This is a genomic window from Leptospiraceae bacterium (genome assembly GCA_024233835.1).
GTDB lineage: Bacteria > Spirochaetota > Leptospiria > Leptospirales > Leptospiraceae > JACKPC01.
In genome coordinates this window covers 557,764-582,521 of sequence record JACKPC010000003.1, presented here as the reverse complement: position 1 = coordinate 582,521, position 24,758 = coordinate 557,764, and the positions used below count along the sequence as shown (strand labels likewise).

Here is a 24,758-nt window from a genome sequence, read left to right as displayed (position 1 = left end):
TTTAAAACCTCTCAAAGGATTCAAACTCAGCATCCATTTCTTCAGAAATAGCATCCTTACTGGTTTTTGTATTTACAGAATTCTTTTTTTTGGAAACTCGTGAAACTTCCATTACTTCCTGTGAATCTCTTGTTTTAAAAAATAAAACAGCATTTCTTAACGATTCAGCACGATTTGTTAACTCTTCTGAAGTTGAAGCTAATTCTTCAGAAGCAGATGCATTCTGTTGAGAAACTGAATCTAACTGGGCTATCGCTTTGTTGATCTGAGACACTCCGGTTGCCTGTTCATTGCTGGATGCAGTAATTTCTTGAACCAAATCTGCTGTTTTATTAATAGATGGAACAATATCTGTAATTAACTTTCCTGCTTTTTCGGCGATTTCTACACTTACCGATGCAAGTTCTCCAATTTCACTGGCAGCAATCTGGCTTCTTTCTGCAAGTTTTCTTACTTCCGAAGCAACTACAGCAAAACCTTTTCCATGCTCACCCGCTCTGGCAGCTTCAATAGCAGCATTCAAAGCCAATAAATTTGTCTGATAGGAAATATCTTCAACTATATTTATCTTCTCTGCAATTTGTTTCATTGCTTTAACAGTTTCTAATACAGCCTCACCACCATTTGTCGCATCTTTTGAGGCTCTTGAAGCAATTTTATCTGTCATTTTTGCATTTTCTGCATTCATAGAAATCGAAGCCCCCATTTCTTCAAGGGAAGCTCCCGTTTCTTCAAGAGAAGCAGCTTGAGTACTCGCGCTCTGACTGATACTCAATGAAGTCATACTCACTTCTTCAGCAGCAGTTAATAAAGACTCAGCGCTTAATCGTACTTCTCTCATAACATTAGAAAGCTGATCTACAGTTGAATTGCAAAAATGTTTTAATTCTCCAAAAGTACCTTTATAGTCTTTTTCAATTTTCTGAGTTAAATCTCCATTGGAAATCGATTTTAAAACCCGACTCAAGTCTTTTAAACCTTCATCACTTATCTGTACAAATTTATTAATTCCTTCACTTAACTTTAAGAAAAAGCCGGTCTGTTTATTGATATTAATTCTTCTTTCAAAATTTCCTTCTGCAGCAGCCATAACAATAGTATCAACTTCTTCCTGTGCCAGAAGTTCATTACTAATATCTTCCCACTCAACGACACTTCCAAGTCTAAGGTTTTTATCAGTCATAATAGGATTTGCGGTTAATTCAAAATGCCTTCCACCAATTTGAATCTTTGTTTTATGAGTATTCATTAAACCACTCAGGATATTCTTTTGGTGTTCAGGTTGCTTATGATACTGATGTATGCTTTGTCCGATGATATCATTAGAATTAAAATGTGGTATCTGCTTTTTTATATCATTTTCTGCTATCTTAAACATATTTTGAACTGATTTATTCAGATATACTACATTAAAATTGTTATCGGAAATCATTATATTTGCAGAAACATTTTCAAGGGCTACCTTTACCATCAACATTCTTTCTGACTCTATTATTTTAGCAATGGAAGAAGATACTAATTTGGATATATTTCTTAATAGGTTCTGCTTTTCCTCATCTAGTTCCAATTCAGCTTTTATAAAAAAGTCAAAAACCCCTATTACCTCACCCTTAACAATTAATGGAAATGCAACACCGGAATGAAGACCATTTGCAGCAGCTATTCGAGAACGACTACAATCACCCAGCTTGGAAAGATTTTTGGAATATACGACATCTTTACTCTGCCAAGCTTTACCATTTAAACCTGCACCCTCTTTATAGACTATGGTTCTGGACTCAGAGGTAAATTCGTGATTTACTCCACCCTGCTCCTGTGCAAATTGTAATTCACTTGTTTTCGGATTCTTTTCCCAATAAGAAGCATATTCCCAATGAAACCCTTCTCTAATATGACTTAGTACCTGTTTAATCGCAGGATCTACAGAGTTGGAACTAAATATAGAATTTACTACATCATTAATAATTTTAGATTCACCACCACTTCTTTCAAGACCTTGAAATTTTCCATATAAAGTTTGCTTCATATTTTCAAGAGCTTCGAAAACTTCTTGATAATCATCCTTTCTCTTATATACACTTGAAGGAGCAAAATCAGATCTTGAGATAGTTTTAAAAGTTTGAATAAGTAAAGCAATCGGGTTAACGATAGACCTGGTAGTTATAAAAGTAAGGAAAGTTCCAAGAATGATTGCGATTCCACAAATGCCCATTAATAAAATGATTCTATTTTTATAAGAATCATTTGTATATTGATGAATAGATGAAATTTCTAATTTTTCCTTTTGTATAGCTTCATCTAGTGATTTTTGAAATTCCAAACTTCGTTTAGAAAACACTTGTGATAGATAATCAAGACTTACACTTTTCTTCCCAGCTTCAAGACTAACCAGTTCTGTAATCCCTTCAAACACTAACTTTTTATTTTTATTTACTATAGAAATGATTTCTTTCTGCCTTGGGTTATCTTCTTTATAAACATCATAACTTGCATCGATTTCCTCTTTTAGTTTTTTTATATTTTCTTTTATAATCATTTTTTCAGAGGCCGATTCAAATAGTAATAATGCCTGGAGTTCTTTTTCTGTAGATATACTTAATCGTTTTAAATTAGTTAATGCTTCAAGGTGCTTATTATTTTTATTGATTACATGATCCAAAAAACTTTGAATAGAAGCATAACCAATTACACCCAGGCTACCCAGACCGAGTATAATAAACAAAAACATAAATAATGTTAAATATAACCTTGTTGAAATTTTTAGGTTTTTCATTAATATTTCTCCAAAATATTATCTTATAATTTCTTCTTGTCTATTCCAGCATTTTCATCATGAATAATTTTTTGAACTAACAATGGTATATCTAATATTAAAGCAATTTTACCATTTCCTAAAACTGTTGAACCGCTTACTCCCTTTAAATGGTTAAATACCTTGCCTAAAGGTTTAATAACTGTTTGTATTTCTCCCAAAAATGCCTCCACCAAAATTCCTATTTTATGTCCTGCAAATTGAACGACAAGAATATTCTTTCTGGAATTTGGATTCAACTTCAAATGGAATAATTCATGAATTTTAATAAAAGGTAATAGTTCTCCACGCAAATTAATATAATCTTTATTTTTTGATTTATACTCTTCTTTATATTCCAGACATTCCACAACTATATCCAGAGGAACCACATAAAAAGAGTCAGATACTTTAACCAAAAATCCTTCAATAATAGCCAGAGTTAAAGGTAATCGAATTATAAAACGGGTCCCTTTCCCAATTTCAGTTTCTACATTTATAGCACCACGTAGAGCTTCTATATTTTTTTGAACTACATCTAAACCGACTCCCCTTCCGGATAAATTTGTCACTTTCGAAGCAGTAGAAAAACCGGGTTTAAATATTAAGTCAACCGCAGAATTTTTAGAAATCTCAGTTGCACTTCGAATAATACCTTTTTCTAATGCTTTTCCTATAATTTTTTCCGGATCCAGTCCCTTTCCATCATCCGAAACTTCAATAACAATGTAGCCTGTTTCATGATAGGCATTCAAACTTAGAGTTCCTTCCTCTGGCTTCCCGATTCTTTTTCTCTCTTCAGAAGACTCAATTCCGTGATCAATTGCATTTCGAATCAGATGCATTAGCGGATCATTAATTTTTTCAATTACAGTTTTATCAAGTTCCGTATCTCCACCGCTAATTTTAAAGTTAATTTTTTTATCTAATTCCTGACCTATATCACGAACAGTTCTTTGAAAGCGGTTAAAGGTGTCTCCCACCTGTACCATTCTGAGTTTTAAAGCTCCTTCTCTTATTTCACTAATGAGATGGGTCATAGATTGTGTAACTTCAGATAAATCAGCGATTTTTTTCTCGTTTGATACCTGTTGTAGATTGGCACCCGTTATAACCAATTCTCCGACCAGGTTAATCAGTTGATCCAACTTATAGGCATCAACTCGAATGTATTTGCTTTCAATGCTTTTTTGTATTTTTGAAATATCGCTTTTTTTAGGTTCAGGAAGGTTTGTCTTTAACTCAGAACTCTCACTACCAGATTTATTTTCTACCTTATCTAATAAGTTTTCCCTTTTTTCTGTTTTCGTTTCTGTAAATTTTTCCTCAGAAATTTCCTGTTCTTTTACAACTTCAATAGGAAGAATATTAGATTCTTCCTTTTTACCTTTTGTTAACTCTTCTCTAGCGGGTAAAGCACCCATATATCGCAAAATTCGAGCCAATCGAAATCGTTCATCCTTAAATACAGCAAATAATTGTTGATACTCAATCCGACTTCGTATTGGTGGTAAAATAAAAATGCGACAATCGTGCTGGATGAATTCAAAAGCGGCTTCTAAATCTTTTTGGTTGCCCGAAAACTCTAACTCAATTTCAAACCCGAGATAGCAGCTTTCAACATTTAAATCCGTCAGAGAAAAAATTTTGTTTGTTAGGGTAACAATGTTTTGTATCTTTCCCATTTCTCGAAGGTATGATAGTATAGAAATGGGCTCAAATCCATTGTAATAAGCTTCTTCACCGAAGCGCAATGAAATATGCCAATTAGGGAAAACAATATCTGAAACAACTTCTTCTTGTTCTTCTAATGCCTGAAACTCAAGCAAGCGGGGAATCTCTTCCGGAATTACTTCATTTTCTTTACTTTCTTCTGCATCATCTATAGGAAGTTCTTTATTATCCAAAATAGCCTGTAATTTCTGTAACAGGGACTCCTCCAAAGACTTCATATCATCGTTCATTCCCTGCTCATTAGAAATACATTCTATTTGATCGGAAATGAAATCTCTACTTGCCAGAAGAAGTTGTATTATGTTTTTTTTTAATTCCAGCTCCCCATTTCTTATTTTGTCCATCAGGCTTTCTACAATGTGGGTAAAGGACACTACATGTTCATATCCAAATATACCGGCAGAACCTTTAATAGTATGGAAACCTCTAAACAAATCATTTATTAGATCATCATTAGGAGGATTGGATTCAAGATACAACAAGCTTGATTCCATCTTTTGTAGAATCTCACTTGATTCTGCGATAAAGGTCTCTTTTATTTCATCCAGTCTCAATGAATCTCTCCGGCTATTTTACAATTTTAAAAAATTGGGAAGCTTTTTGGTACCATATTGGAAGGAAAATTCCTTCCGCTTATCCCGATTTAAGCTTATTTTATCTTCGAAGAAAGATAGCATACCAAATAAATCCAGTACTTTTAAAACAGAATCACTATGATTGTAAAATCGCAACTTTTTATTCTGCGCTTTTGCTTCTCGTTTTAAGCCTATGAGTATCTGTAAAGCAGCACTATCAAAGTCAATTACTTCAGAAAAATCAAGATGAATTTTAGAATGGTTCTTAAGAATTTCTAAAAAAGAATTTCTTATATCTAAAGCCTGATAAATATTCAATTCACCAGAAATTTTACAATCCACCGTTCCATCTGATTCAGTACGAGTAATTTCAATTTCCATTTTATCTCATCAATCTGGAAATTGCAGAAAGTAACTGTTCCGGAGAAAATGGTTTCACAAGCCAGGCCCTGGCTCCGGCTTCCATTCCCTTTAACTTTTTTTCTTCTTGAGATTCGGTCGTTAACATAATAACCGGAATAAATTTTAAACTCGGATTTGCTCTTACTTTGCCAACAAAGGTAAGTCCATCCATATTCGGCATATTAACATCACAAATAATTAAGTTTACCTTTTCAGCCTCTAACTTGTTTAGTGCATCTAATCCATCTACAGCTTCGACAACCTCAAAATTTGCATTTTTTAAATGCATAGAAACGACTTTGCGAAAAACCGTAGAATCATCGATTATCATTATTTTCTTTTGCAAAATATTACTCCTTACGCGCTTCCGAAAATATATTTATCTAGTATTACATCGAAAAAAAAAACAGATCTCTCAAGTTTTTCTGGAAATAATTTTCTATTCTAAGCCAGCTTAAAAACCTTTTCTTTTCGCAAGCGAATTCTCCAGGTTCGCTTGCAATTGTCTTAAAACCTTTTTCTTATGAAAAGGCAGTCTGAACCAGTTCCTGCTGTTCTTTTGTATGAATTTTCAAATGGCCTGCTGCCGGACTCGAATACGCCTTACGACCGGCAAATTTTAAAGATTTTAGTCCGACTATGAGTTCCAGTCGCTCTTTTACAAATGACCAGGCTCCCTGATTCTGAGGTTCTTCCTGTGCCCAGATATATTCTGTGGCATGTTTATATTTTTCAAATATTTTGTGAAGTCCTGAATCAGGAAATGGGTATAATTGTTCCAAGCGAATAATCACAACATCACTTCGATTGCCCTTTTCTTTTTCCTGTATTAAATCATAATACACTTTTCCTGTACAGAAAATAATTCGTTTTATTTTTTCTACATCAGCCATATCATCATCAATTACTTCCCTGAATGCTCCCTGCATTAAATCACTCAAAGCTGAGGTTGCAGCCGGCAAACGTAAAAGACTTTTCGGACTTAATATAATTAATGGTTTTCTATAGTTTCGTAAAATTTGCCTTCTGAGTAAATGAAAATACTGAGCAGGGCTTGTACAATTACAAACCTGTATATTATCATTCGCACAGAGCTGTAAAAGTCTCTCCGGTCTGGCACTGGAGTGTTCCGGGCCCTGTCCCTCATATCCATGCGGCAATAAAACTACCAACCCGCTCATCCTCTGCCATTTTACCTCAGAACTACTGATAAACTGGTCAAATATAACCTGGGCAGTATTAGCGAAATCACCAAATTGAGCCTCCCATAAGACCAGAGAAGAAGGATTTGATAAAGAATATCCGTATTCAAAACCAAGACAGGAATACTCAGAAAGAGACGAGTTAATGACTTCTATTTTACCCTGCTTATCAGAGATATGATTTAAAGGAATATACTTTTCTCCGTTCTGAATATCTACCAGAACCGCATGTCTATGTGAAAAGGTTCCTCTCTGGGCATCCTGACCGGCAAAGCGAATATGGAATCCATTTTCTAAAATCGAACCAAGAGACATAGCTTCTGCAAATCCCCAATCTATCGGCATTTCTCCAATTCCCATTTTATAACGATTTTCTAATAATTTTACAAGCTTTGAGTTAGGTTTAAATGTATCAGGAATGGTTGTAATAGCTTTCAGTATAGATTTTTCTTGCTCGGCTAATAACTCAGTTGCCGGTTGAGAATCAAGAGGATCTTTTGAATAAGAAGCCCATACACCTTTCATTGTATCAATTTGAATGGTAATCTTCTGCTCTTTTGTTTCCTGAAAAGATTTTTCCAGATACTGCTTGGCATCTTTCTTTATCTGATCCAGGTCTTCTTTGGGAATCCCTTCTTCAAAAAGATATTTTTCATACAGTTTGGCTGTAGTAGGATGGTCTTTAATCACACTGTACATAGAAGGTTGTGTAAATGCCGGTTCATCCGTTTCATTATGACCGAGCCTCCTGTAGCAGATTAAGTCAATAATCACATCTTTATTGAACTTTTGCCTGTATTCTAAAGCTAATTTTACAACCCTATAAGCCGCTTCCGGATCATCTCCATTTACATGAAAAATCGGGATCTGAAAACCTTTTGCCAGATCAGTTGCATAAAGCGTAGAACGGGATTCTTCCGGTAAAGTAGTAAATCCTATCTGATTATTAATCACAATGTGGAAGGTACCACCCACATCATACCCCTCTAAATTCATAAGGTTTAGAGTTTCAGCCACAATTCCCTGTCCGGCAAAAGCAGCATCTCCGTGTATTAAAATAGGCATCACTTTTTTTCTATCTTTGTCTTTATATAAGAACTGTCTCGCCCTCACGGAACCTGTCACAACGGGGTTAACCGCTTCTAAGTGACTCGGATTAAAGGCAAGAGATAGCTTAACTTCCTTTCCGGATTCTGTGGTTCTGGCTGTAGAATATCCTAAATGGTATTTAACATCCGCATATTCCTTACCGGGATTTACATTTTCCTCGAATTCTGCAAATATTTGGCTTGCAGGCTTATCAAAAATGTTAACCAGAACATTTAATCTTCCCCTGTGTGCCATGCCGATAACAAGGTGTTCCATGTCATGCTTTCCGGCTTCTTCAATAATGGTATCCATTATCGGAATAAAAGTTTCTCCTCCTTCTAAAGAAAAACGCTTCTTCCCCACATATTTTTTAGCTAAGAACTTTTCAAAGTAATCAGCCTTAAATAGTTTTCGAAAAAGTCTGAGTCTATCCTTTGTAGAGATGGCCTCCGAATTGGCCGTGCTTTCCATGCGTGTTTGCAACCATTCTCTTTCCACATCATCTACGAGATAGTACTGCTCTGCCCCGATACTATCACAATATGTTTTCTCGTACCAAGTAATCACGTCTTTCAATTTCACAACCCCCAGGCCGGGCCCGGTCAATTTTGCTTCAACGTAACTTTCCAAATCTTCTTCACTCAAACTTTTCAATTTTTTATCTATAAAAATACGATTCGGTTGCTTGATCTTTAGAGGGTCCAGATGGGCAGCCAGATGTCCCTGCCTCCGGTAAGCATTCAGTATATTCAAAACCCCCATTTCCGATAGGGATAATACACCATCAATTTGCGAGCCGGAAGGAGGAGTTGAATAGGCCTTTTTTTCTAAAGAACCAACCTGATGAAAAACTCCACTTTCATCTACAGAACCCGAAGACTCTGTTTCGAGTTGGTGAAAGAGTATAGCCCAATCACCACTCACATTAGCCGGATTTTGTTTATAACGAATATATAATTCTTCCAGGACTTCCAAATTACCCACATTTAATGCCATTAACTTTTCTTCAAAACTCATAGACTCATTCTCTCCTTTAGAGAATCTTAAGAATGTATAGCCCAGTTATCTACTGACATAGCAGCTTCTTTTACAATTTCAGATAGTGTCGGATGTGCATGAACTGTCCTTGCTATGTCTTCTGCAGATGCACCAAATTCAAACGCAATAGCCGCTTCTGCAATCATATCTGATGCTCTCGGTCCAATTATATAAATACCCAGAATTTTATCTGTCTTCTTATCAGCTAAAACCTTGACCTGCCCTTCTATTTCATTCATGGCTTTTGAACGAGCATTCGCCCTGAACAAAGATTTGCCTACCTTATATTCTATACCTTTTTCTTTTAATTCTTCCTCACCCTTTCCAATCCAGGCAACCTCCGGCCAGGTATAAACAATTGAAGGAATTGCATTGTAATTCACATGTCCGGCCTGTCCGGCAATGATTTCGGCAACGGCAATTCCCTCTTCTTCAGCCTTATGTGCTAGCATTGGTCCGTCGATCACATCCCCAATTGCATATACATTGGGGATATTGGTTTGAAATTTATTTAATCCGGCTTTTATCCTGCCCCTATCCGTGAATTCGATTCCAATTTCTTTTGCTCCCAAATTATCGGCATATGGCCTTCTTCCTACTGAGACCAATACTACATCTGCATCCATCTGAATTTCTTTACCGGCCTTGTCTTCAACCAAAACTTTAGCTACATTATTTTTGACCTCACAAGTTTTCACTCTATGTTCGAATAATAGTTTCAAGCCTTGAGAGTTTAAAATCCTTTCCGCGAGCTTAGACATTTGTTTATCAGCTCCGACAAATAAGCGGTCCTGCAACTCAACAATCGTCACTTCCGAACCCAGTCTGGACCAGACAGAACCTAATTCAAGACCTATCACCCCGGCCCCGATAATTAGCATTCTCTTAGGTACCTCTGTGAGTGCAATCGCTTCGTCAGAAGTAATAATCACCTTTTTATCTACAGGAAAGGTCGGTATATCTATAGGAACAGAACCCGTAGCAATAATGATTTTCTGTGCTTTTATAGCTTCTGTACTGCCATCAGATTTTTTGAGAGAAAGTTCAGTAGAAGTAACAAATTTGGCTTCTGCATGAAAGTGTTCAATTTTATTTTTTTTCATTAAAAAATCAACTCCTCCGCAAACTTCAGAAACCACCTTTTCTTTTCTCTCCATCATTTTCTTCAGGTCAAATTTTACATTATCCACAGTAATCCCGTGATCCTGTAATTTGTGTACTGTTAGATGGTATTGCTCGGAAGAATCTAATAAAGCTTTTGATGGAATACATCCCACATTTAGACAGGTTCCACCCAGAGTTTCTCTTTTTTCAATGATAGCAGTTTTTAAACCCAACTGAGATGCCCGTATAGCAGCCACATATCCACCGGGTCCTGCACCTATAACGGCCAGATCAAATTCTTTCAAGTTACACCTCCAGGAGTAAGCGGCTCGGATCTTCAATACACTCTTTTATCTTCACCAAAAATTGCACGGCTTCTTTTCCATCAACAATACGGTGATCATAGGAAAGGGCTATGTACATCATTGGCCTGATTGCAATTTCATCGTTCACAACAACCGGTCGCTTTACAATATTATGCAGTCCTAATATACCACTCTGAGGAGGATTCAAAATCGGAGTCGACATCATAGAACCATAAATTCCACCATTTGAGATAGAAAAAGTTCCACCCTGTAAATCATCTAAATTGATCTTGCCATCTTTTACCTTATTAGCTAAACGTAAAATTTCCTGTTCGATACCCGCAAAGCTTAATCGATCCGCGTCTCGAATAATCGGAACAACTAATCCTTTCGGACCCCCTACAGCTACGCCTATGTCATAATAGTGTTTATGAACAATACTATTTCCCCGAATTTCAGCATTAATTAATGGAAATTTTTTAAGAGCTGCAATAGAAGCCCTGGTAAAAAAACTCATAAAACCGAGACCTACATTATGAGTTTCTTTAAAACTATCTTTATACTTCGCTCTCAGGTTCATAACTCCTGACATATCTACTTCATTAAAGGTAGTTAATATAGCGGCATTCTGCTGAGCGGATAGTAAGCGATTGGCTATCGTCTGCCTTAATTTGGACATAGGCTCAATCGTTTCTCTCTCTGTTATCTGCATTGCCTTCTCCTCAGCTTTCACTGGAGTTTTAGCAGAAAGAGATTGTATTTTCTCTAAGATAGAAGGTGAAACACTGGAAGGTTTAGAACTCTCTTCGGAAGATTTACTTTGCTTTTTTTGTTTTTCAAGATATTCTAATACATCTTCTTTTGTTATCTGCCCATTTTTTCCACTTCCTTTTATATCATTAGACTTTATATGATTTTCTTCCATAAGTTTTCGTACAGAAGGTGGAAGAGTATCGTTTGTCTTTGTATCTGAAGTGTAAGCCAAGTCTTCTTTCTTGGATATTTCGGATATTTCTTCTTTTTTGGGGCTCAAGGTTCCGGATTCATCGATTAAGCCAATCACTTCTTTTACACTGACCGTTTCTCCGGCTTTCTTTTGAATTTTACTTAAAACTCCGCTTGCCGGTGCCGGAACTTCCATAGTAACCTTGTCTGTTTCTAACTCCGCCAGAATATCATCTGCTTTTACACTATCCCCTTCCTGAAAGGACCAGGAAAGAATTGTGGCTTCTGTTATGGATTCGCCCATTTCGGGAACAATGATTTCTTTTGCCATTTCAACTCCCTTTTTTTTCTTTTCAAAAAAGAATCTTTCTAAAAATCATACTTATGTACCGAACTAAGAGGTAAAATAAAAAAAAGTTTTTTATTAAAAATCTATCATTTGAAGTTCTATCTACTAAAAATTTTTTCTATATTCTTTCTACTTTATTCCTGTTCCCTGATAGACCCTACACATATAGAGGAAAAAGAGTTTTCCTGTACGGAGAATTTGTATTCAATTTCTTTTCTCTGCAATTTTGAAAAAAAAACACTAATTATAGCTGATAATCTTCAGACTGCTTTAAATCTGCAAATGTCATCTCCAAAAGATCGAGAATTTATAAACCAATTCCCTGATATCAATCTTGCTACAGCCTTATTCTATCTATCCCTTCTCCGGGAAAAAATAAATCAGCGATTTCTTGAGTATCTGGATAAAAAAGAAATTGAGCTAAAAAATAGCTATCCACTCTATAACAGAAAAGATATTCTCATGGTATTTGTACCCGGCATGTTTTATAAATCAAACCCGAATCCCACGGCAAGAGGAAAAAGTATTTTATCTTTAAGTAAACTATTAGGAATCTCAAATACTCTTTTGGAAATAAACGAAACAGGAGAAGTAAAACATAATGCAAAGATGATTTGCTCTTTTATAAAAAGAAAGCAGGATAAAAAACTGCTAATTATATCTCTTAGCAAAGGAAGCTCCGACGTAAAAGTTGCATTGCAAATATGTCGAGAAGAATTCAAAAGCGTAAAAGCCTGGATAAGCATTTCCGGTTTACATAAAGGGACTCCACTTGTAGATCACTATTTTTCAAACATATATAAAAATATTCTGCTTCACTTATATTTTAAATATCATAATTTCTTAATACAGGGTTTTAAAAGTTTAAACTCAAATAATCAACTATTGCAAAATGAGATAAAATTACCTAAAGGGCTACTAAATATAAATATCATAGGAGTTCCCTTATCTTTCCATATTACAGATAAAGCTTTAGATTTTTACGAAATACTTAAATTTTTCGGGCCAAACGATGGACTTAGCCTTTTAACAGATATGTATATACCGGGTTCAATACACTATCCCATTTTTAGAAATGATCATTACTTATCTTATCCGCATTCTCACTTTCGAATTTTAGCCATCCTGATATACTGTATAGAAACAGCTTTTTAACAACTATCCTTTTAATACTTTTTTGAGATACTGACCTGTATAGGAATGCTTCTGTTTAGAAATTTCTTCCGGTGTTCCCTCGGCAATGATTTCTCCTCCAGCATCTCCTCCTTCCGGGCCAATATCAATGATATGGTCGGCTGATTTAATTACATCAAGATTGTGTTCAATCACTACCATTGAATTTCCCTTGTCTACCAGTGTGTTTAAAACCTGTAAAAGCTTTTTTACATCATCAAAATGTAAACCGGTAGTAGGTTCATCTAGAATATATAATGTTCTTCCAGTAGAACGTTTGGATAGCTCTGTAGCCAATTTTATCCTCTGAGCTTCTCCACCGGATAAAGTAGTAGCTGCCTGTCCGAGTTTTATATAATCCAGGCCCACCTCAATTAAGGTTTTTAATTTGTTTCGAACAGAAGGAATATTTTCAAAAAATAGATAAGCATCTTCAACCGGCATATCCAAAACTTCATATATAGTTTTTCCCTTATATTTTACCTCAAGTGTTTCTCTATTATAACGCTTTCCCTTACAAACATCACAAACCACATAGACATCGGGTAAAAAGTGCATTTCGATCTTTATAATTCCATCTCCCTGACAATTTTCACACCTTCCTCCCTGTACATTAAAACTAAATCTTCCGGGACTATAACCTCGAAGCTTTGCTTCCTCCAGGTTAGAAAAAAGTTCTCGTATTGGCGTAAACAGTCCCGTATATGTAGCCGGGTTAGAGCGAGGAGTCCTGCCGATTGGAGACTGGTCAATATTAATGACCTTGTCAATATGCTCCATGCCCTTTATAGCTTTGTGCTTGCCGGCTAAAGTCTTGGTTCTCATAATACTATGTGCGGTTTGCTTATAAAGAATTTCATTTACCAGAGTTGACTTTCCTGAGCCGGAAACACCTGTAATGACAATCAATTTTCCCAGAGGAAATTTTACATTCAAATTCTTTAAATTATTTTCCGATGCTCCGATAATCTCTAAAGTCTTTCCGTTTCCGGGTCTTCTTTCTTTAGAAAAGGGTATTTTCAGTTTACCTGATAAATACTTACCTGTTACCGAATTTTTATCGGCCATTACTTCTTTAGGAGTCCCCTGTGAAACTACCTCTCCTCCGTGTACTCCGGCACCGGGCCCCATATCAATAATGTAGTCAGACTCAAGCATTGTCTCTTCATCGTGTTCGATAACCAAAACCGTATTACCTAAATTTCTTAAGTTTTTAAGAGTAGAAATAAGCCTTGTATTGTCCCTCTGATGTAAACCTATAGAAGGTTCATCTAAAATATACAGGACTCCCATCAGGCCGGAACCAATTTGTGTTGCCAGTCGAATTCTCTGAGCTTCTCCACCGGAAAGAGTTCCGGCACTCCTATCAAGAGTGATATAACCAAGTCCGACATTATATAAAAATCCCAATCGTTCTTTTATTTCCTTGAGTATTGGTTTTGCAATTACTTCATCCGAACCCTTTAATTTAATATTTTTAACGAATTCCAGAGACTTCTCTATAGACATAGAAGTAAATTCATGAATATTAATATTTTCTACTGTTACAGAGAGACTTTCCGGATTCAGACGTTTTCCTTTACAGGTTTCACAGGCCTGAGAAGTCATATAACCTTCCATCCACTGTCGCATCGAGTCAGATTTGGTTTCTTTATATCTGCGCTTTAAATTGGGAATTACGCCTTCAAATTCTCGGCTAAATTCATACCGTGCATTATCGGAACGGAAATCATAATCAATCTTAATATTTGAATCTCCGTATAAGATTACTTTTTTTATCTTTGAAGGTATATCTTTCCAGGGAGTATTCAAATCAAACTTGAATTTTTTTGCCAGGGCATTTATAGTAGCTACATACCAGTAACCACTACTTTTTCCCCAGCCCTCCATACAACCTTCCATGAGAGACTGCTCCTTGTCGGTAACCAGTAGTTCTTCATCAAACTCTAATAAAGAGCCGATCCCATCACAGGAAGAACAAGCACCGTGTGGTGAGTTAAAAGAAAATATCCTCGGAGAAAGTTCTGAAATCTGTATGGAATGACCATTAGGGCAGGACATTTTTTGAGAATAAATATGGTCTTTTTCTCCATCATTTATTAATAGTAAACCTTCAGCCTGCTTCAAGGCAATTTCCACAGAGTCTGTAAGTCTTGTTCGTATGTCAGGATTTAACTTGATTCTATCCACAACTATTTCAATAGTAGATTTGATGTTTTTTTTAAGTTTGATTTCCTCGTCAAAAGTAAAGACCTCACCGTCAATCCGAACACGGTTAAAACCTTCTTTTTTAGCTTTATCTAAAATATCTTTATGTTCCCCTTTTTTATCCCGAACTACAGGAGCAAGTACCATTAATCTTGAATCTTTCGGTAATTGCATAATTCTATCTATAATTTCGTCGGTAGACATGGGCTCTATAGAAGCAAAGCATATAGGACAATGTGGCTTTCCTGTCCTGGCAAAAAGCAAACGAAGATAATCGTATATTTCCGTTACAGTCCCTACTGTAGAACGCGGGTTTCTGTGGGTGGTTTTTTGTTCTATTGAAATAGCCGGACTTAAACCCTCAATTAAATCAAGATCGGGTTTATCCATTTGACCTAAAAACTGTCTTGCATAACTGGAAAGACTCTCTACATATCGTCTTTGACCTTCTGCATAAATCGTGTCGAAGGCAAGAGAAGACTTCCCTGAACCGGAAAGACCCGTAATCACAACCAACTTGTCTCTCGGAATATCCAGGTTGATATTTTTTAAATTATGTTCGCGAGCCCCTCTGATTCGAATATGCGTAATTGACAAAGCTTTCCTCCAATGATTACATCCATTCTTTTTTTAGTAGAAAAACTGCACAGTTATTTTTCTTCTTCAAATTGAATCACTTCAACACTACCACTTGCCTGTATTAGCTTTCCTGGATTTTGATAATAAATTCCTTCCAGCTTAATAGTTTTACTTTGAAGGTTCAATAACTGGCTATAGTATTTTCCTTTTTTTATGGTAAAATATTGATTCATCTCATCTTGAATTACAAGAGAAGCGAAAGGTTCATTTCCTACAAATCGAAGAATTCCTCGAAGCCTGACTTTTTCCCCTTCTTTTGCAAAGAATTCTTTTTTTTGATTTCTTTTCATAGGCAAAGTTTTTTTATCTTCTTCTTGAGAAGAATGGGTTCCAAAGCAAGAGATAAATAGAAATAATATAATTATAGAATATATAAATTTCATAAATTATTTTCCTTTAATATAAATAATAGTCTTCCGCGATATGCTTCCAGTAGTTTTCTGACTCTTTTAAATATTCTTCGATTTCCTTATATTCTCTTTTCCCATCCAGATATTCAAGCAGGTATTCATCTCCTACTAAAATTTCAATAGCTTTTCGATTAGAGCAAAACTCATATACTCCTTCTCTATAAGAAAAATTTGAGAGATATTCTTCCTGTATACAACGCAAAAAGTGCAAAGTAAATAAAAGACTGTGAAACCTTTTTTTATCTTCCAGCATAAGTTGAAAACCACCACAGATTTCATTTGCGTGTTTATGAAAAGTGGGAATAAATAATAAGGGACGTAACTGAAAAGTTCCGTGACTGTGTTCCGCCAATCGCTTCAATAGATTCCTGTTTTCAATATTAATATAAGGAGCACCAAAAATTTCAAAAGGTCTTGTCGTTCCCCTTCCTTCGGATATATTCGTTCCTTCTAATAAACATTGACCCGGATATACGTAACAGGTTTGGCGTGAAGGTATATTAGGAGAGGGAGAAATCCAATCGGAAACTTTCATTTTCTTAGGATAAATGGTTCCAACCGGAAGAATATGCAAATTCAAGCGTAATTTAAAGCGATAATTGTAATAAGATAAAAGTTCTGCCGGACTGAGTCCATGTCTATGCAAGACCCCTTCCACTCCAACAAAAGACTCATAAGCAACTTTTAACGGACTCCCCTCAATTTTCCGACCTATTGGATTAGGAGAATCTATTATTAGAATTTCCACAGCTTTTCCTTTTCGTTTTCTATTATGCCTGTGTATTGCTTTCATAATATATAAGGCTGTTGTCAGGAATGTATAATATCTCGCTCCTACATCTCTAATATCTATTAATACATAATCCAGACCGGAAAGAACCGTCTCATCTGCATACAAAGAGGACTCAGTATCTCCATACAGATTAGAAATACTAATTCCTTCATAATGATAATGTAAATTACTTCCGGATACCTGATCCTGCAATTCAGCAAATAATCCATGCTCCGGCAAAAATAACACTTTTACATTCAGATGCTGTCTGTACAGTTGAAAATGATACTGATGATTATAACCATAGGCACTTTGATTTGTTAAAATCCCTACATAAGCATTCTCAAACCGTTTAAAAAAACGCTTTATTGTTTTATCCATATTTTTTACCTATAAAAAATTGCAGTCAATACATATCCAAAAAATATTACCAACAAAAATGAAGTCACTACTGATTGACGGGTAGCCCGTCCAACACCGATAGCTCCGTTAGAAGCCCTGAGTCCGTGAGAACAGGAAACAACTGATACAATAATCCCGAATACATAGCCTTTGAACAAACCTACCCATAAATCTTTTAAGCCGGGAATTGTAGAAACACGATTTATAACATCATTAAAATATACCTTATAATTTACTCCCAATTGAAACTGTCCTACAACGGCACCACCTAAAACTCCTAATATACTGGAATATACACAGAGTATCGGAACAACACTCGAAAAACCAAATACCCTGGGAAAAACAAGATAACGAACCGGATCTATAGACATAACCTCTAAAGCATCAATTTCTTCTGACACCTTCATGGTTCCAATTTCAGCAGCCAGAGCAGAGCCTACTGAAGCGGCCAGTATTAAAGCTGTCATAAAGGGAGACATCTCTCTTGTTAGAGTAATTGTCAATAAATAACCAATTTGTCCTTCCGCACCAAAATCTTTTAAACCGAGTCCTGCATTTAAGGCCATAATCATACCGGTAAAAACAGCTACAATAGATACTACAAAAAAGCTGCTAATCCCGGTAACATACATCTGATGAAGGATTTCATTTCTTTTAAAGAAAATAGAAGGAGATTGTAAAAGAGTATGGTAAAGTAAAATAATCGTATAACCTGCACCATATATAGATTCCTGTAATAATTTTATAAAAAATTTCATAGCTCCAAAAACCAGAAAAGTTTAAACTTTTTTCCTTCTCCTTTTCTTTCATACCCGATTAGACCGTATAAAACTTCCCAGTTTTTATTTTCCTCTTTAATAGAGAAGTCCAGTAGTAAAGGTATATATAAATGAAATTCTTCCTTCGACCACCTCTGCGTATAAAGTCTAACCAAAAGGGATAGCCTTTTTTCACCGTTAATATATTTAGAATATTCTACTATTGAAAATATTGGATCCCAGATTCTCTCCAGATGAATAGACTTGATAGGAAACAAAGTTAAAGTATTCCAGAAAAGATTTCCTTCTGAATCCTTATGATACCGAAATAAAGGCCAGAGTTTGTAATAATTCTCTCTCCTGTCTTCTTTAATATAGTGTTTTAAAGAGCGAATATAAAAAGGAACTAAAAATAGATAATCAGATTTCATGTGATATGTGTCCGATTTCATTCGAAAATAAAACGGAGTAATAAAAGTGGATTCTTTACTGGCAAAATGAGAATAGCCATAAAAGGGAAAGAAGATAAGTTTATGATAATCTTTATCATTTGAACGACCGAACTGAAAAAAGCCGAATAAAAATCTGTATTCTACTGAATTTACCCTCTTATCATAACCATAAGCAAATAATGCAAAAGGTAAATAAAGAAGGGTATAACTTTTCATATTACCATACAGAGACGATTTGTATCCATAAAAGGGAAAATATAGCCTATAGGAATAGGGTTCTTTTTTATCGAGATTCATTTCTCCGGATTGATAAAAAGGCCAGAGTATGGAACTTCTCCTATATTTACCTGTATGAGATTTATAGGAATAAAAGGGAAAGATACGATATTCTTTTCTGACGAGACCTTTTCCGTAAACGGTAAAAGGCCATAAAACTGAATGAGCTTTAAAATCTTTATGGGACCAGTACGTATAAATCGGCCATAAAACAAAACCTACCTCCGACCAGCTAAAAGCCGATTTTATTTTACCATAGAATGGAAATATGGCCGTATAGTTTTCTCTGTCCGTATCACCCTTTCCGGAGCGATAAAACGGACCGAAAGTAGTATCTCTGTCCTCTCCATAATCCGGATGCTTTACATAGTTTCCATCAAAAATAAAAAGGAAACTCCATTTTGCCCAGTGAGGAGTTTCTTGTTTTGCATAAACCGGGTATAGAGAAGTAGTATAAGAATAACCGCTTATAGATTCAGAATACCGGCTATAAAAAGGTCTAAAAATGAATTCTTTTTGACCTTCTCTTTTTTCAGACTGATACAAGAACCAGAATTGATGATAACTATCGGTTTTAAACTCTCCCTGAGGATAGATTGGATGAGCTTCATTTGAAAAAGCAAACATCAATCCCAAAAAAAAGATAATCCCCAAAAAAAGATTTCTCACAGGTATGGAGTCAGAAAACCTTTTAACTTCAACTCTGATTCGATTAAAGTTTTTCTGTATGGTGAAAAATAAAGGCCATGTAGCCCTCTTCCGTTTCTTTTCCATCTGCCAGTTTTTTAATGATTTCTTCTAAGTCTTTTTTTCTTCCATTGTATTTATGGCCATTTTTTTTTAGCATTAATAAGAGAGTAAATAAAGCTGTACGTTTGTTTCCATCCTGAAATGGATGATTGGAAATGATCCTGAAAGAAATCTTTGCACAAACTTCAGGAACACCTAAAGAAGGGTCATACATAGATTTCAATGCAGACTCTATTTTATTTTCATCAAGGATTAATGGCCCTCCTCCATATCTATCTATAGATTTTTGATGTTGTTTTATAACCTGTCTGATAGTTGGAATTTCTATCATTTAGCAAGCTCTACCATAACATCATCAAAATTTTCTATAATGTCCTCCCATACTTCTTCTACCTCCTCATCCAGTTCTTTCTCTACCAATTCAGGAATATTAAGATATTGACCTTTTTTTGAGTTCTTTACCGGATATGTATTATAAACAAATTTGATAAATTCATTATAGTTCATCGCTTTATGAATAGCTAGAAAGTGATCGAGAATTTCTTGAATCTCTCCAGGAAGTTCCTCAACAGGAACGTTTACTTTATATCGTGTTACAGGAGCACCAAAAGCAGTTACTGATTGAAGACTCTCCCCATAGTTTTCTTTAAGAAAAGCTTTCTCAGTATCATGGGTAAAAGGCCCAAATTGGTTAAATTCCCAATTAATCCCAGTAAATGTTTCATTATTGCGTTTACAATAATTATAATCCAACAGGAAAACAAGCTTGGATAGTTCTGATCTGCTAAGGTATGGGTTCTTAGTAAGAAGATAAGATGCAATTCTACCTAATGTTACTTTTTCCTTTTTGTTTTCCATGTCCAACCCCTCTTACTAAATATACATTTAGTATTTATGCCTGTTTTTACATTCGACCGATAAATATAGATTTTTGTAAATAAAAATATTTTTAATATAATTTAGTATCTACAAAGAAAAGTCAAGCATACTTATAACTTATATCAATTGTAAAAACTTGAGGATCTTAATCTGTTGTGAAAAAAAGGCTTAGGAAGTATATTCCATGCGAATATAAGAAGGGGTTGCATTGGCTTCGGGGAGAATCGAACTCCCGACACAAGGATTTTCAGTCCTCTGCTCTACCGACTGAGCTACAAAGCCGTTGCAAAGACAGATTAAAACGGAAGGTATTCCGGTCAAGTAAAAAAAGTATAAATAAATCCTTTTTTTATACTTTCTTTTGCTTTTTCCAGGCAGAAACAATCTGATCTTTTCTTATAGGCACTCCAAACTCCACTTCTCCTACAGACTTTAAAAGAACAAATTTAATCCCTTCTGCATCTGTTTTTTTATCATGCAGCATGTGTTCTGTTAGTTTTGAAGCCTGAATCTTTGAATAGGTTGGAAAATCAGAATTCCTCATGAACTCCAGAACTTTGTGTAAATCATTTTCAGGAAAAGAATACATCTCCCCGGAAAGTAAAAGGGCTGTTATAAGTCCTATTGCAACCGCTTCTCCATGAGAGTATTTTTTATAGGAAGTATAGGATTCAATAGCATGACCTGTAGTATGACCGAGATTTAATATAGCTCTTCTGCCGGTTTCTTTTTCATCTTCTGCTACCACTGAGGCCTTGAACTGAACCGAGCGGGTAATAAAATACTGAATAAGTACAGAATGCTGAGAAAGTTCAGATAAGCGAAAAGGTAAAACTCTTTCAAAAAAACTTCTATCACTTAACAAAGAATGCTTCATAACTTCTGCCAGACCGCAACGCCATTCTTTTAAAGGAAGGGTATAAAGAGTATGTAATGCTGCATAAACGAGAACCGGTTGATGAAAAGCTCCCACCATATTTTTTCCACTATCGACATTAACGGCCACTTTTCCACCCACAGAAGAATCCACACAGGCGAGAAGAGTTGTTGGAAGTTGAACAAAGCGTATTCCACGAAGGAAGGTAGAAGCTACAAATCCGGCAAAATCACCCACAACCCCACCACCGAGAGCTAAAATAACCGCTTTCCTATCTATTCGTTTTTTTATTAGAGAATTGTAAACTTCTTTCAACCTATCAATATGCTTATTTTTTTCTCCACCCTTAATGTAGATAAATTCATAGGGAATTTTAAGAGTATCAAGCTGCAAGGAAACTTCTTTTCCGTAGAGTCCGGCTATTTTTTTTTCTGTTAAAATGATATAACGAGAAGCTTTTGCATAGGTATTCAGCTCAGAAGCCAGACCGGAATAATCCCGGTACAGCTTTACATAATAATTAGTTCCAGGAAATTGAACCCTCTCTTCAGATAAAAACATTAATCAGCCAACCATCTGCTTTTCAAAAAGCGTAAAGAATCAGGTATTACAAGTGTTTCGATCCGCTTTCCCTCGATTTCTTCAAAAAACTCGGTAATAGCCGGACGAATTTCGAGTGTCAGGATTTTATCATGAGAAAGAAAAGCAAAATCAACCAGAGCCTTGTCTTTTATCTCAGCTTTATAACTCTCTACCCTGACATAAAAAACAATTTGAATCAGGTGTTTTTTTCCATTTGGATCGATACTTTCACTAAAGAAGAGAAATTTGGAATCATTCGTATCCAGATTCAATTCTTCTTTTAATTCTCTGGCCAGGGCTTCTTCTGCCGATTCACCAAACTCAATTCCACCGCCCGGAAGAAGCCAATACTCCTTATTCTTTTTCTTTTGTTGAATAAAAAGAATTTCCCCATTCTCATTTTCTATAATGCCGGCCACCCTCACCCGCATTTTCTTTGCTTTTCGAAAAAAATCTACCATATTATTACCAGACGTATTTTATTGTTTTAATGTTAATAAAGCTTTTTTAGCTGCATCTCTTTCTGCTTCTTTCTTACTTTTTCCAACCCCTTTAGCCTGTAAATTTCCATTTAAATAGAGCGCAACCGTAAATGTATTATCATGATCCGGCCCACTTTTAGAAAGAACCTCATAAACAGGAATTTCTTTAAATTGTTTCTGGCAATATTCCTGAAAAGTAGTCTTATAATCAAAAAAAATATTATCTTTCTCCAATTTTTCTGTCATGGGTTTGATAAAACTCAGAATAAACTGCCTCGCTACACGTAAACCCTTATCCAAAAAAATGGCTCCCAACACTGCCTCGACCAGATTAGCTCGAATGCTCTTTCGCTTTGCACCACCCTGCTCCTTTTCTCCCTTCCCCAGAAGTAAAAAAGGATGTAAATTTAAACTTTCTTCAATTTTGGCAAGAGAATCTTCAGAAACCAGCTTCCCTTTTAAACGAGCCAGCTTCCCCTCCGGGTATTCCAAAAACCTGTTGTACAGGTATTCATTTACGATAAGAGCTAAGACAGAATCTCCGAGAAACTCCAGACGCTCATTATGCTCAAAATTGTATTTTGATTCGTTAGTATAAGAACTATGTATAAAGGCTGTATTAAGTATCTGAATATCTTTAAAGTATATTCCCAGCTTTTCCTGTAACCTGGTTAATTCTTGATGTCTTTGAAGGGGAATAGGCGGAAGTTGTTGCTTAGTTGGTTTAATTTTTTTCAAAAGCTACCTAAGAACCAGATCCGGGCAAAGCCCGAACCCGGTAAGGATACGTAAAAAATTAAGCTTTCAGCTTATCAATAAATTTAGCTACGTCTCCTACAGTTTGGATTTTTTCTGCATCTTCATCAGAAATTTCAATTCCAAACTCTTCTTCAAGAGCCATTACAAGCTCTACTGTATCAAGGGAGTCTGCACCTAAATCATCGATAAAATGTGCTTCCGGTGTTACTTCAGATTCATCAACACCAAGCTGCTCAACGATTATAGCCTTAATTTTTTCCATGTCTGCCATATAGTTATCCTCCGGCACTTTATTTATTTATTCAAAATTTTCTTATAAGCTTCTGCTATAAAAAAACAGTATTTTACGCCTTTCTCCGGAAAAATCCGGAGGCACAGGCGAAGTTGATACCTTAAAATATCTTTTGTTTTTTTCGAGCATATGAATCAAATATTTTTTTGGGACACTGACCTAATTTTTTTCATTTTCTTGTTTTTTTATTTTTTGCAAATTTCCGTCCAGATTGGACTATTTTTTCGGGTTTTTGAATAATAGAGCTGTATAGCTTCTATCATCATTCCATCCTGCTTCCGGATCAAGTCCATAAATTCTTCTAAACTCGGCTTTTTTTTCATTGCTTTTAAAGTGGTTTTCTTAAATTCTTCCGAATCCCAATTCTTTATCAGTTCCTTATAAGCGTCCGAAAGGGAAGCCGGTCTGGCTTTTTTTAAAAGTTTATGGATATCAGTCAATTCTTTTACTTTTTTTTCCGGATCAAAACCTATATGCTCCATAGCCCTGAAGAGATACTTATATTTATAATAAAAATCCTTTTCATACCGAAAAGCCCGTATATATTGCTCTAAAGCAGCTCCTTCCTGTTGCAATTCCCGGATTTTCAGATTGGAGCTATATTCCGGAAATTTTTCATTGAGTCGTTTTTGAATATCACCTTCCCTATCAATTACCCAGGTTCTAATGGAACCGGATTGCATATAATAGGCACTATCTTTTAATGCCAGAAAAATTGCATAGAAACGAACAGCTTTCGGACTTAGAGGATCTATTGCATTTTTCTGTAAAAAACCTTTGTATTCCTTTCCGGATTCAACAGAGAAGATTTCCGTAGCAGGGCTCTTGGGTTCCGGTAAAGTGAAATTAGCCGAACAGAGCTGTTTTAATGAGGATTCCGAAGCTGTGTGCTCTCCCTCAAGATGCCTTTCCCTCATCTTCTTTTCATTCAGTAGGATAATTTTGCTTGTGGTCAAGACATCTTCCTGAACACAGGACTCGACTTTATCTTTGGATTCAGCCCGGCAGGACAGAATATCAATAGGATCCAGAAGTAAGCTCAGTTCTATAGCCCTATCCGGTTCTTCCACCCGGTCTTTGAGCCAATCTTTAGCTGTTTCCAGGTTTTTATAGGAAACACTCATATCGATATCTTTCAGAGCTGATTCAAGGTTGATAATAGAGCTTATATCCCTGGCCGAACCTGTTGGTATCGCTTCGAATAATAAAACAGCACATTTTGCTAAAATGGCCCTGGCCTTTAAAACTCTCAAACTCCTGTCTTTATCGTTCTGAGAATTAGAGGCAAGAAGAGGTTTGTGAAACTCTGCCCAGCTCGAAGAACCTATTTCAGAACGGATGATATACGATACATAGCCAAGTTCTTCATCTTTCTGGCAGTAAGCCGTATCTACCGATTCGAGGGAAAGTTCCTTTTTAATTCCGGAATACCGAATACTATCTATACAGGAAATAAAACTGGATAAGATAATTAAAAAACTATAAAACTGTATATTTCTTCTTTTCATTCAAC

Annotated in this window: 20 protein-coding genes and 1 tRNA gene; 1 reads left to right on the top strand and 20 read right to left on the bottom strand. The window is 35.7% G+C overall.

All coding sequences use genetic code 11. The annotated features are described in order from the left end of the window. Position 1 precedes the first annotated feature (1 nt). From H7A25_16895 to odhB, 7 genes are all read right to left on the bottom strand, one after another. Positions 2–2,773, bottom strand: coding sequence for a GAF domain-containing protein (locus H7A25_16895; protein ID MCP5501582.1), 2,772 nt, complete (start codon positions 2,771–2,773; stop codon positions 2–4). Positions 2,774–2,796: 23 nt separating this feature from the next. Continuing rightward, a complete protein-coding gene (locus H7A25_16890) occupies positions 2,797–5,079 on the bottom strand; it encodes a chemotaxis protein CheA (GenBank protein MCP5501581.1) in 2,283 nt (760 codons plus the stop codon). A gap of 18 nt (positions 5,080–5,097) precedes the next feature. Then, on the bottom strand, positions 5,098–5,481 hold the full coding sequence (locus H7A25_16885; protein ID MCP5501580.1) for an STAS domain-containing protein: 384 nt from the start codon (positions 5,479–5,481) through the stop codon (positions 5,098–5,100). 1 nt (position 5,482) lies between these two features. Beyond that, a complete protein-coding gene (locus H7A25_16880) occupies positions 5,483–5,833 on the bottom strand; it encodes a response regulator (protein MCP5501579.1) in 351 nt (116 codons plus the stop codon). A gap of 190 nt (positions 5,834–6,023) precedes the next feature. Continuing rightward, on the bottom strand, positions 6,024–8,810 hold the full coding sequence (locus H7A25_16875) for a 2-oxoglutarate dehydrogenase E1 component (GenBank protein ID MCP5501578.1): 2,787 nt from the start codon (positions 8,808–8,810) through the stop codon (positions 6,024–6,026). A 26-nt stretch (positions 8,811–8,836) separates the two neighbouring features. Continuing rightward, on the bottom strand, positions 8,837–10,240 hold the full coding sequence (lpdA, locus tag H7A25_16870) for a dihydrolipoyl dehydrogenase (protein ID MCP5501577.1): 1,404 nt from the start codon (positions 10,238–10,240) through the stop codon (positions 8,837–8,839). Between the two features lies 1 nt (position 10,241). Further along, the gene (gene odhB, locus H7A25_16865; GenBank protein MCP5501576.1) at positions 10,242–11,516 is read right to left on the bottom strand and encodes a 2-oxoglutarate dehydrogenase complex dihydrolipoyllysine-residue succinyltransferase; all 1,275 of its coding nucleotides are present in this window, start codon (positions 11,514–11,516) and stop codon (positions 10,242–10,244) included. Between the two features lie 108 nt (positions 11,517–11,624). Here odhB and H7A25_16860 point away from each other — a divergent pair, with 108 nt between their 5' ends. After that, positions 11,625–12,689, top strand: a complete 1,065-nt coding sequence (locus tag H7A25_16860) for a hypothetical protein (GenBank protein MCP5501575.1) — start codon at positions 11,625–11,627, stop codon at positions 12,687–12,689. Positions 12,690–12,692: 3 nt separating this feature from the next. Here the strand turns inward: H7A25_16860 and uvrA are convergent, their stop codons facing one another. The 13 genes from uvrA to H7A25_16795 form a co-directional block, all read right to left on the bottom strand. Beyond that, positions 12,693–15,506 (bottom strand): excinuclease ABC subunit UvrA, encoded by a 2,814-nt coding sequence (uvrA, locus tag H7A25_16855; protein MCP5501574.1) that lies wholly within the window; start codon positions 15,504–15,506, stop codon positions 12,693–12,695. A 59-nt stretch (positions 15,507–15,565) separates the two neighbouring features. Then, positions 15,566–15,937: a hypothetical protein gene (locus H7A25_16850; protein MCP5501573.1), complete on the bottom strand. Its 372-nt coding sequence runs from the start codon at positions 15,935–15,937 to the stop codon at positions 15,566–15,568. Between the two features lie 13 nt (positions 15,938–15,950). Further along, entirely contained in the window at positions 15,951–17,117 is a 1,167-nt protein-coding gene (locus tag H7A25_16845; GenBank protein MCP5501572.1) for a DUF1343 domain-containing protein, read from the bottom strand. Between the two features lie 5 nt (positions 17,118–17,122). Then, on the bottom strand, positions 17,123–17,896 hold the full coding sequence (locus H7A25_16840; protein MCP5501571.1) for an ABC transporter permease: 774 nt from the start codon (positions 17,894–17,896) through the stop codon (positions 17,123–17,125). After that, positions 17,893–19,353: a hypothetical protein gene (locus H7A25_16835; protein ID MCP5501570.1), complete on the bottom strand. Its 1,461-nt coding sequence runs from the start codon at positions 19,351–19,353 to the stop codon at positions 17,893–17,895. The genes H7A25_16840 and H7A25_16835 overlap by 4 nt, the downstream gene beginning before the upstream one ends. Further along, a complete protein-coding gene (locus H7A25_16830; protein ID MCP5501569.1) occupies positions 19,337–19,705 on the bottom strand; it encodes a type II toxin-antitoxin system death-on-curing family toxin in 369 nt (122 codons plus the stop codon). Before H7A25_16830 ends, H7A25_16835 begins: the two co-directional genes overlap by 17 nt. After that, positions 19,702–20,232, bottom strand: coding sequence for a SocA family protein (locus tag H7A25_16825; GenBank protein MCP5501568.1), 531 nt, complete (start codon positions 20,230–20,232; stop codon positions 19,702–19,704). The genes H7A25_16830 and H7A25_16825 overlap by 4 nt, the downstream gene beginning before the upstream one ends. Before the next feature lie 230 nt (positions 20,233–20,462). Next, positions 20,463–20,535: transfer RNA gene (locus H7A25_16820), tRNA-Phe, on the bottom strand. A 67-nt stretch (positions 20,536–20,602) separates the two neighbouring features. Continuing rightward, a complete protein-coding gene (gene aroB, locus H7A25_16815) occupies positions 20,603–21,691 on the bottom strand; it encodes a 3-dehydroquinate synthase (protein ID MCP5501567.1) in 1,089 nt (362 codons plus the stop codon). Next, entirely contained in the window at positions 21,691–22,173 is a 483-nt protein-coding gene (locus tag H7A25_16810) for an NUDIX hydrolase (protein MCP5501566.1), read from the bottom strand. The genes aroB and H7A25_16810 overlap by 1 nt, the downstream gene beginning before the upstream one ends. Positions 22,174–22,191: 18 nt before the next feature. After that, complete coding sequence (gene rnc / locus H7A25_16805; protein ID MCP5501565.1) at positions 22,192–22,932, bottom strand: ribonuclease III; 741 nt, start codon at positions 22,930–22,932, stop codon at positions 22,192–22,194. 58 nt (positions 22,933–22,990) lie between these two features. Then, the gene (acpP, locus tag H7A25_16800) at positions 22,991–23,224 is read right to left on the bottom strand and encodes an acyl carrier protein (GenBank protein ID MCP5501564.1); all 234 of its coding nucleotides are present in this window, start codon (positions 23,222–23,224) and stop codon (positions 22,991–22,993) included. 206 nt (positions 23,225–23,430) lie between these two features. Beyond that, a complete protein-coding gene (locus H7A25_16795; GenBank protein MCP5501563.1) occupies positions 23,431–24,753 on the bottom strand; it encodes a hypothetical protein in 1,323 nt (440 codons plus the stop codon). Positions 24,754–24,758: the final 5 nt, after the last annotated feature.

Excerpts from the sequence above, each read along its gene's own strand:
- H7A25_16895 (MCP5501582.1), bottom strand. The coding sequence starts at position 2,773 with ATGAAAAACCTAAAAATTTCAACAAGGTTATATTTAACATTATTTATG.
- H7A25_16885 (MCP5501580.1), bottom strand. The coding sequence starts at position 5,481 with ATGGAAATTGAAATTACTCGTACTGAATCAGATGGAACGGTGGATTGT.
- H7A25_16880 (MCP5501579.1), bottom strand. The coding sequence starts at position 5,833 with ATGATAATCGATGATTCTACGGTTTTTCGCAAAGTCGTTTCTATGCAT.
- H7A25_16875 (MCP5501578.1), bottom strand. The coding sequence starts at position 8,810 with ATGAGTTTTGAAGAAAAGTTAATGGCATTAAATGTGGGTAATTTGGAA.
- odhB (MCP5501576.1), bottom strand. The coding sequence starts at position 11,516 with ATGGCAAAAGAAATCATTGTTCCCGAAATGGGCGAATCCATAACAGAA.
- H7A25_16850 (MCP5501573.1), bottom strand. The coding sequence starts at position 15,937 with ATGAAATTTATATATTCTATAATTATATTATTTCTATTTATCTCTTGC.
- H7A25_16845 (MCP5501572.1), bottom strand. The coding sequence starts at position 17,117 with ATGGATAAAACAATAAAGCGTTTTTTTAAACGGTTTGAGAATGCTTAT.
- H7A25_16840 (MCP5501571.1), bottom strand. The coding sequence starts at position 17,896 with ATGAAATTTTTTATAAAATTATTACAGGAATCTATATATGGTGCAGGT.
- H7A25_16830 (MCP5501569.1), bottom strand. The coding sequence starts at position 19,705 with ATGATAGAAATTCCAACTATCAGACAGGTTATAAAACAACATCAAAAA.
- H7A25_16825 (MCP5501568.1), bottom strand. The coding sequence starts at position 20,232 with ATGGAAAACAAAAAGGAAAAAGTAACATTAGGTAGAATTGCATCTTAT.
- aroB (MCP5501567.1), bottom strand. The coding sequence starts at position 21,691 with ATGTTTTTATCTGAAGAGAGGGTTCAATTTCCTGGAACTAATTATTAT.
- H7A25_16810 (MCP5501566.1), bottom strand. The coding sequence starts at position 22,173 with ATGGTAGATTTTTTTCGAAAAGCAAAGAAAATGCGGGTGAGGGTGGCC.
- acpP (MCP5501564.1), bottom strand. The coding sequence starts at position 23,224 with ATGGCAGACATGGAAAAAATTAAGGCTATAATCGTTGAGCAGCTTGGT.
- H7A25_16795 (MCP5501563.1), bottom strand. The coding sequence starts at position 24,753 with ATGAAAAGAAGAAATATACAGTTTTATAGTTTTTTAATTATCTTATCC.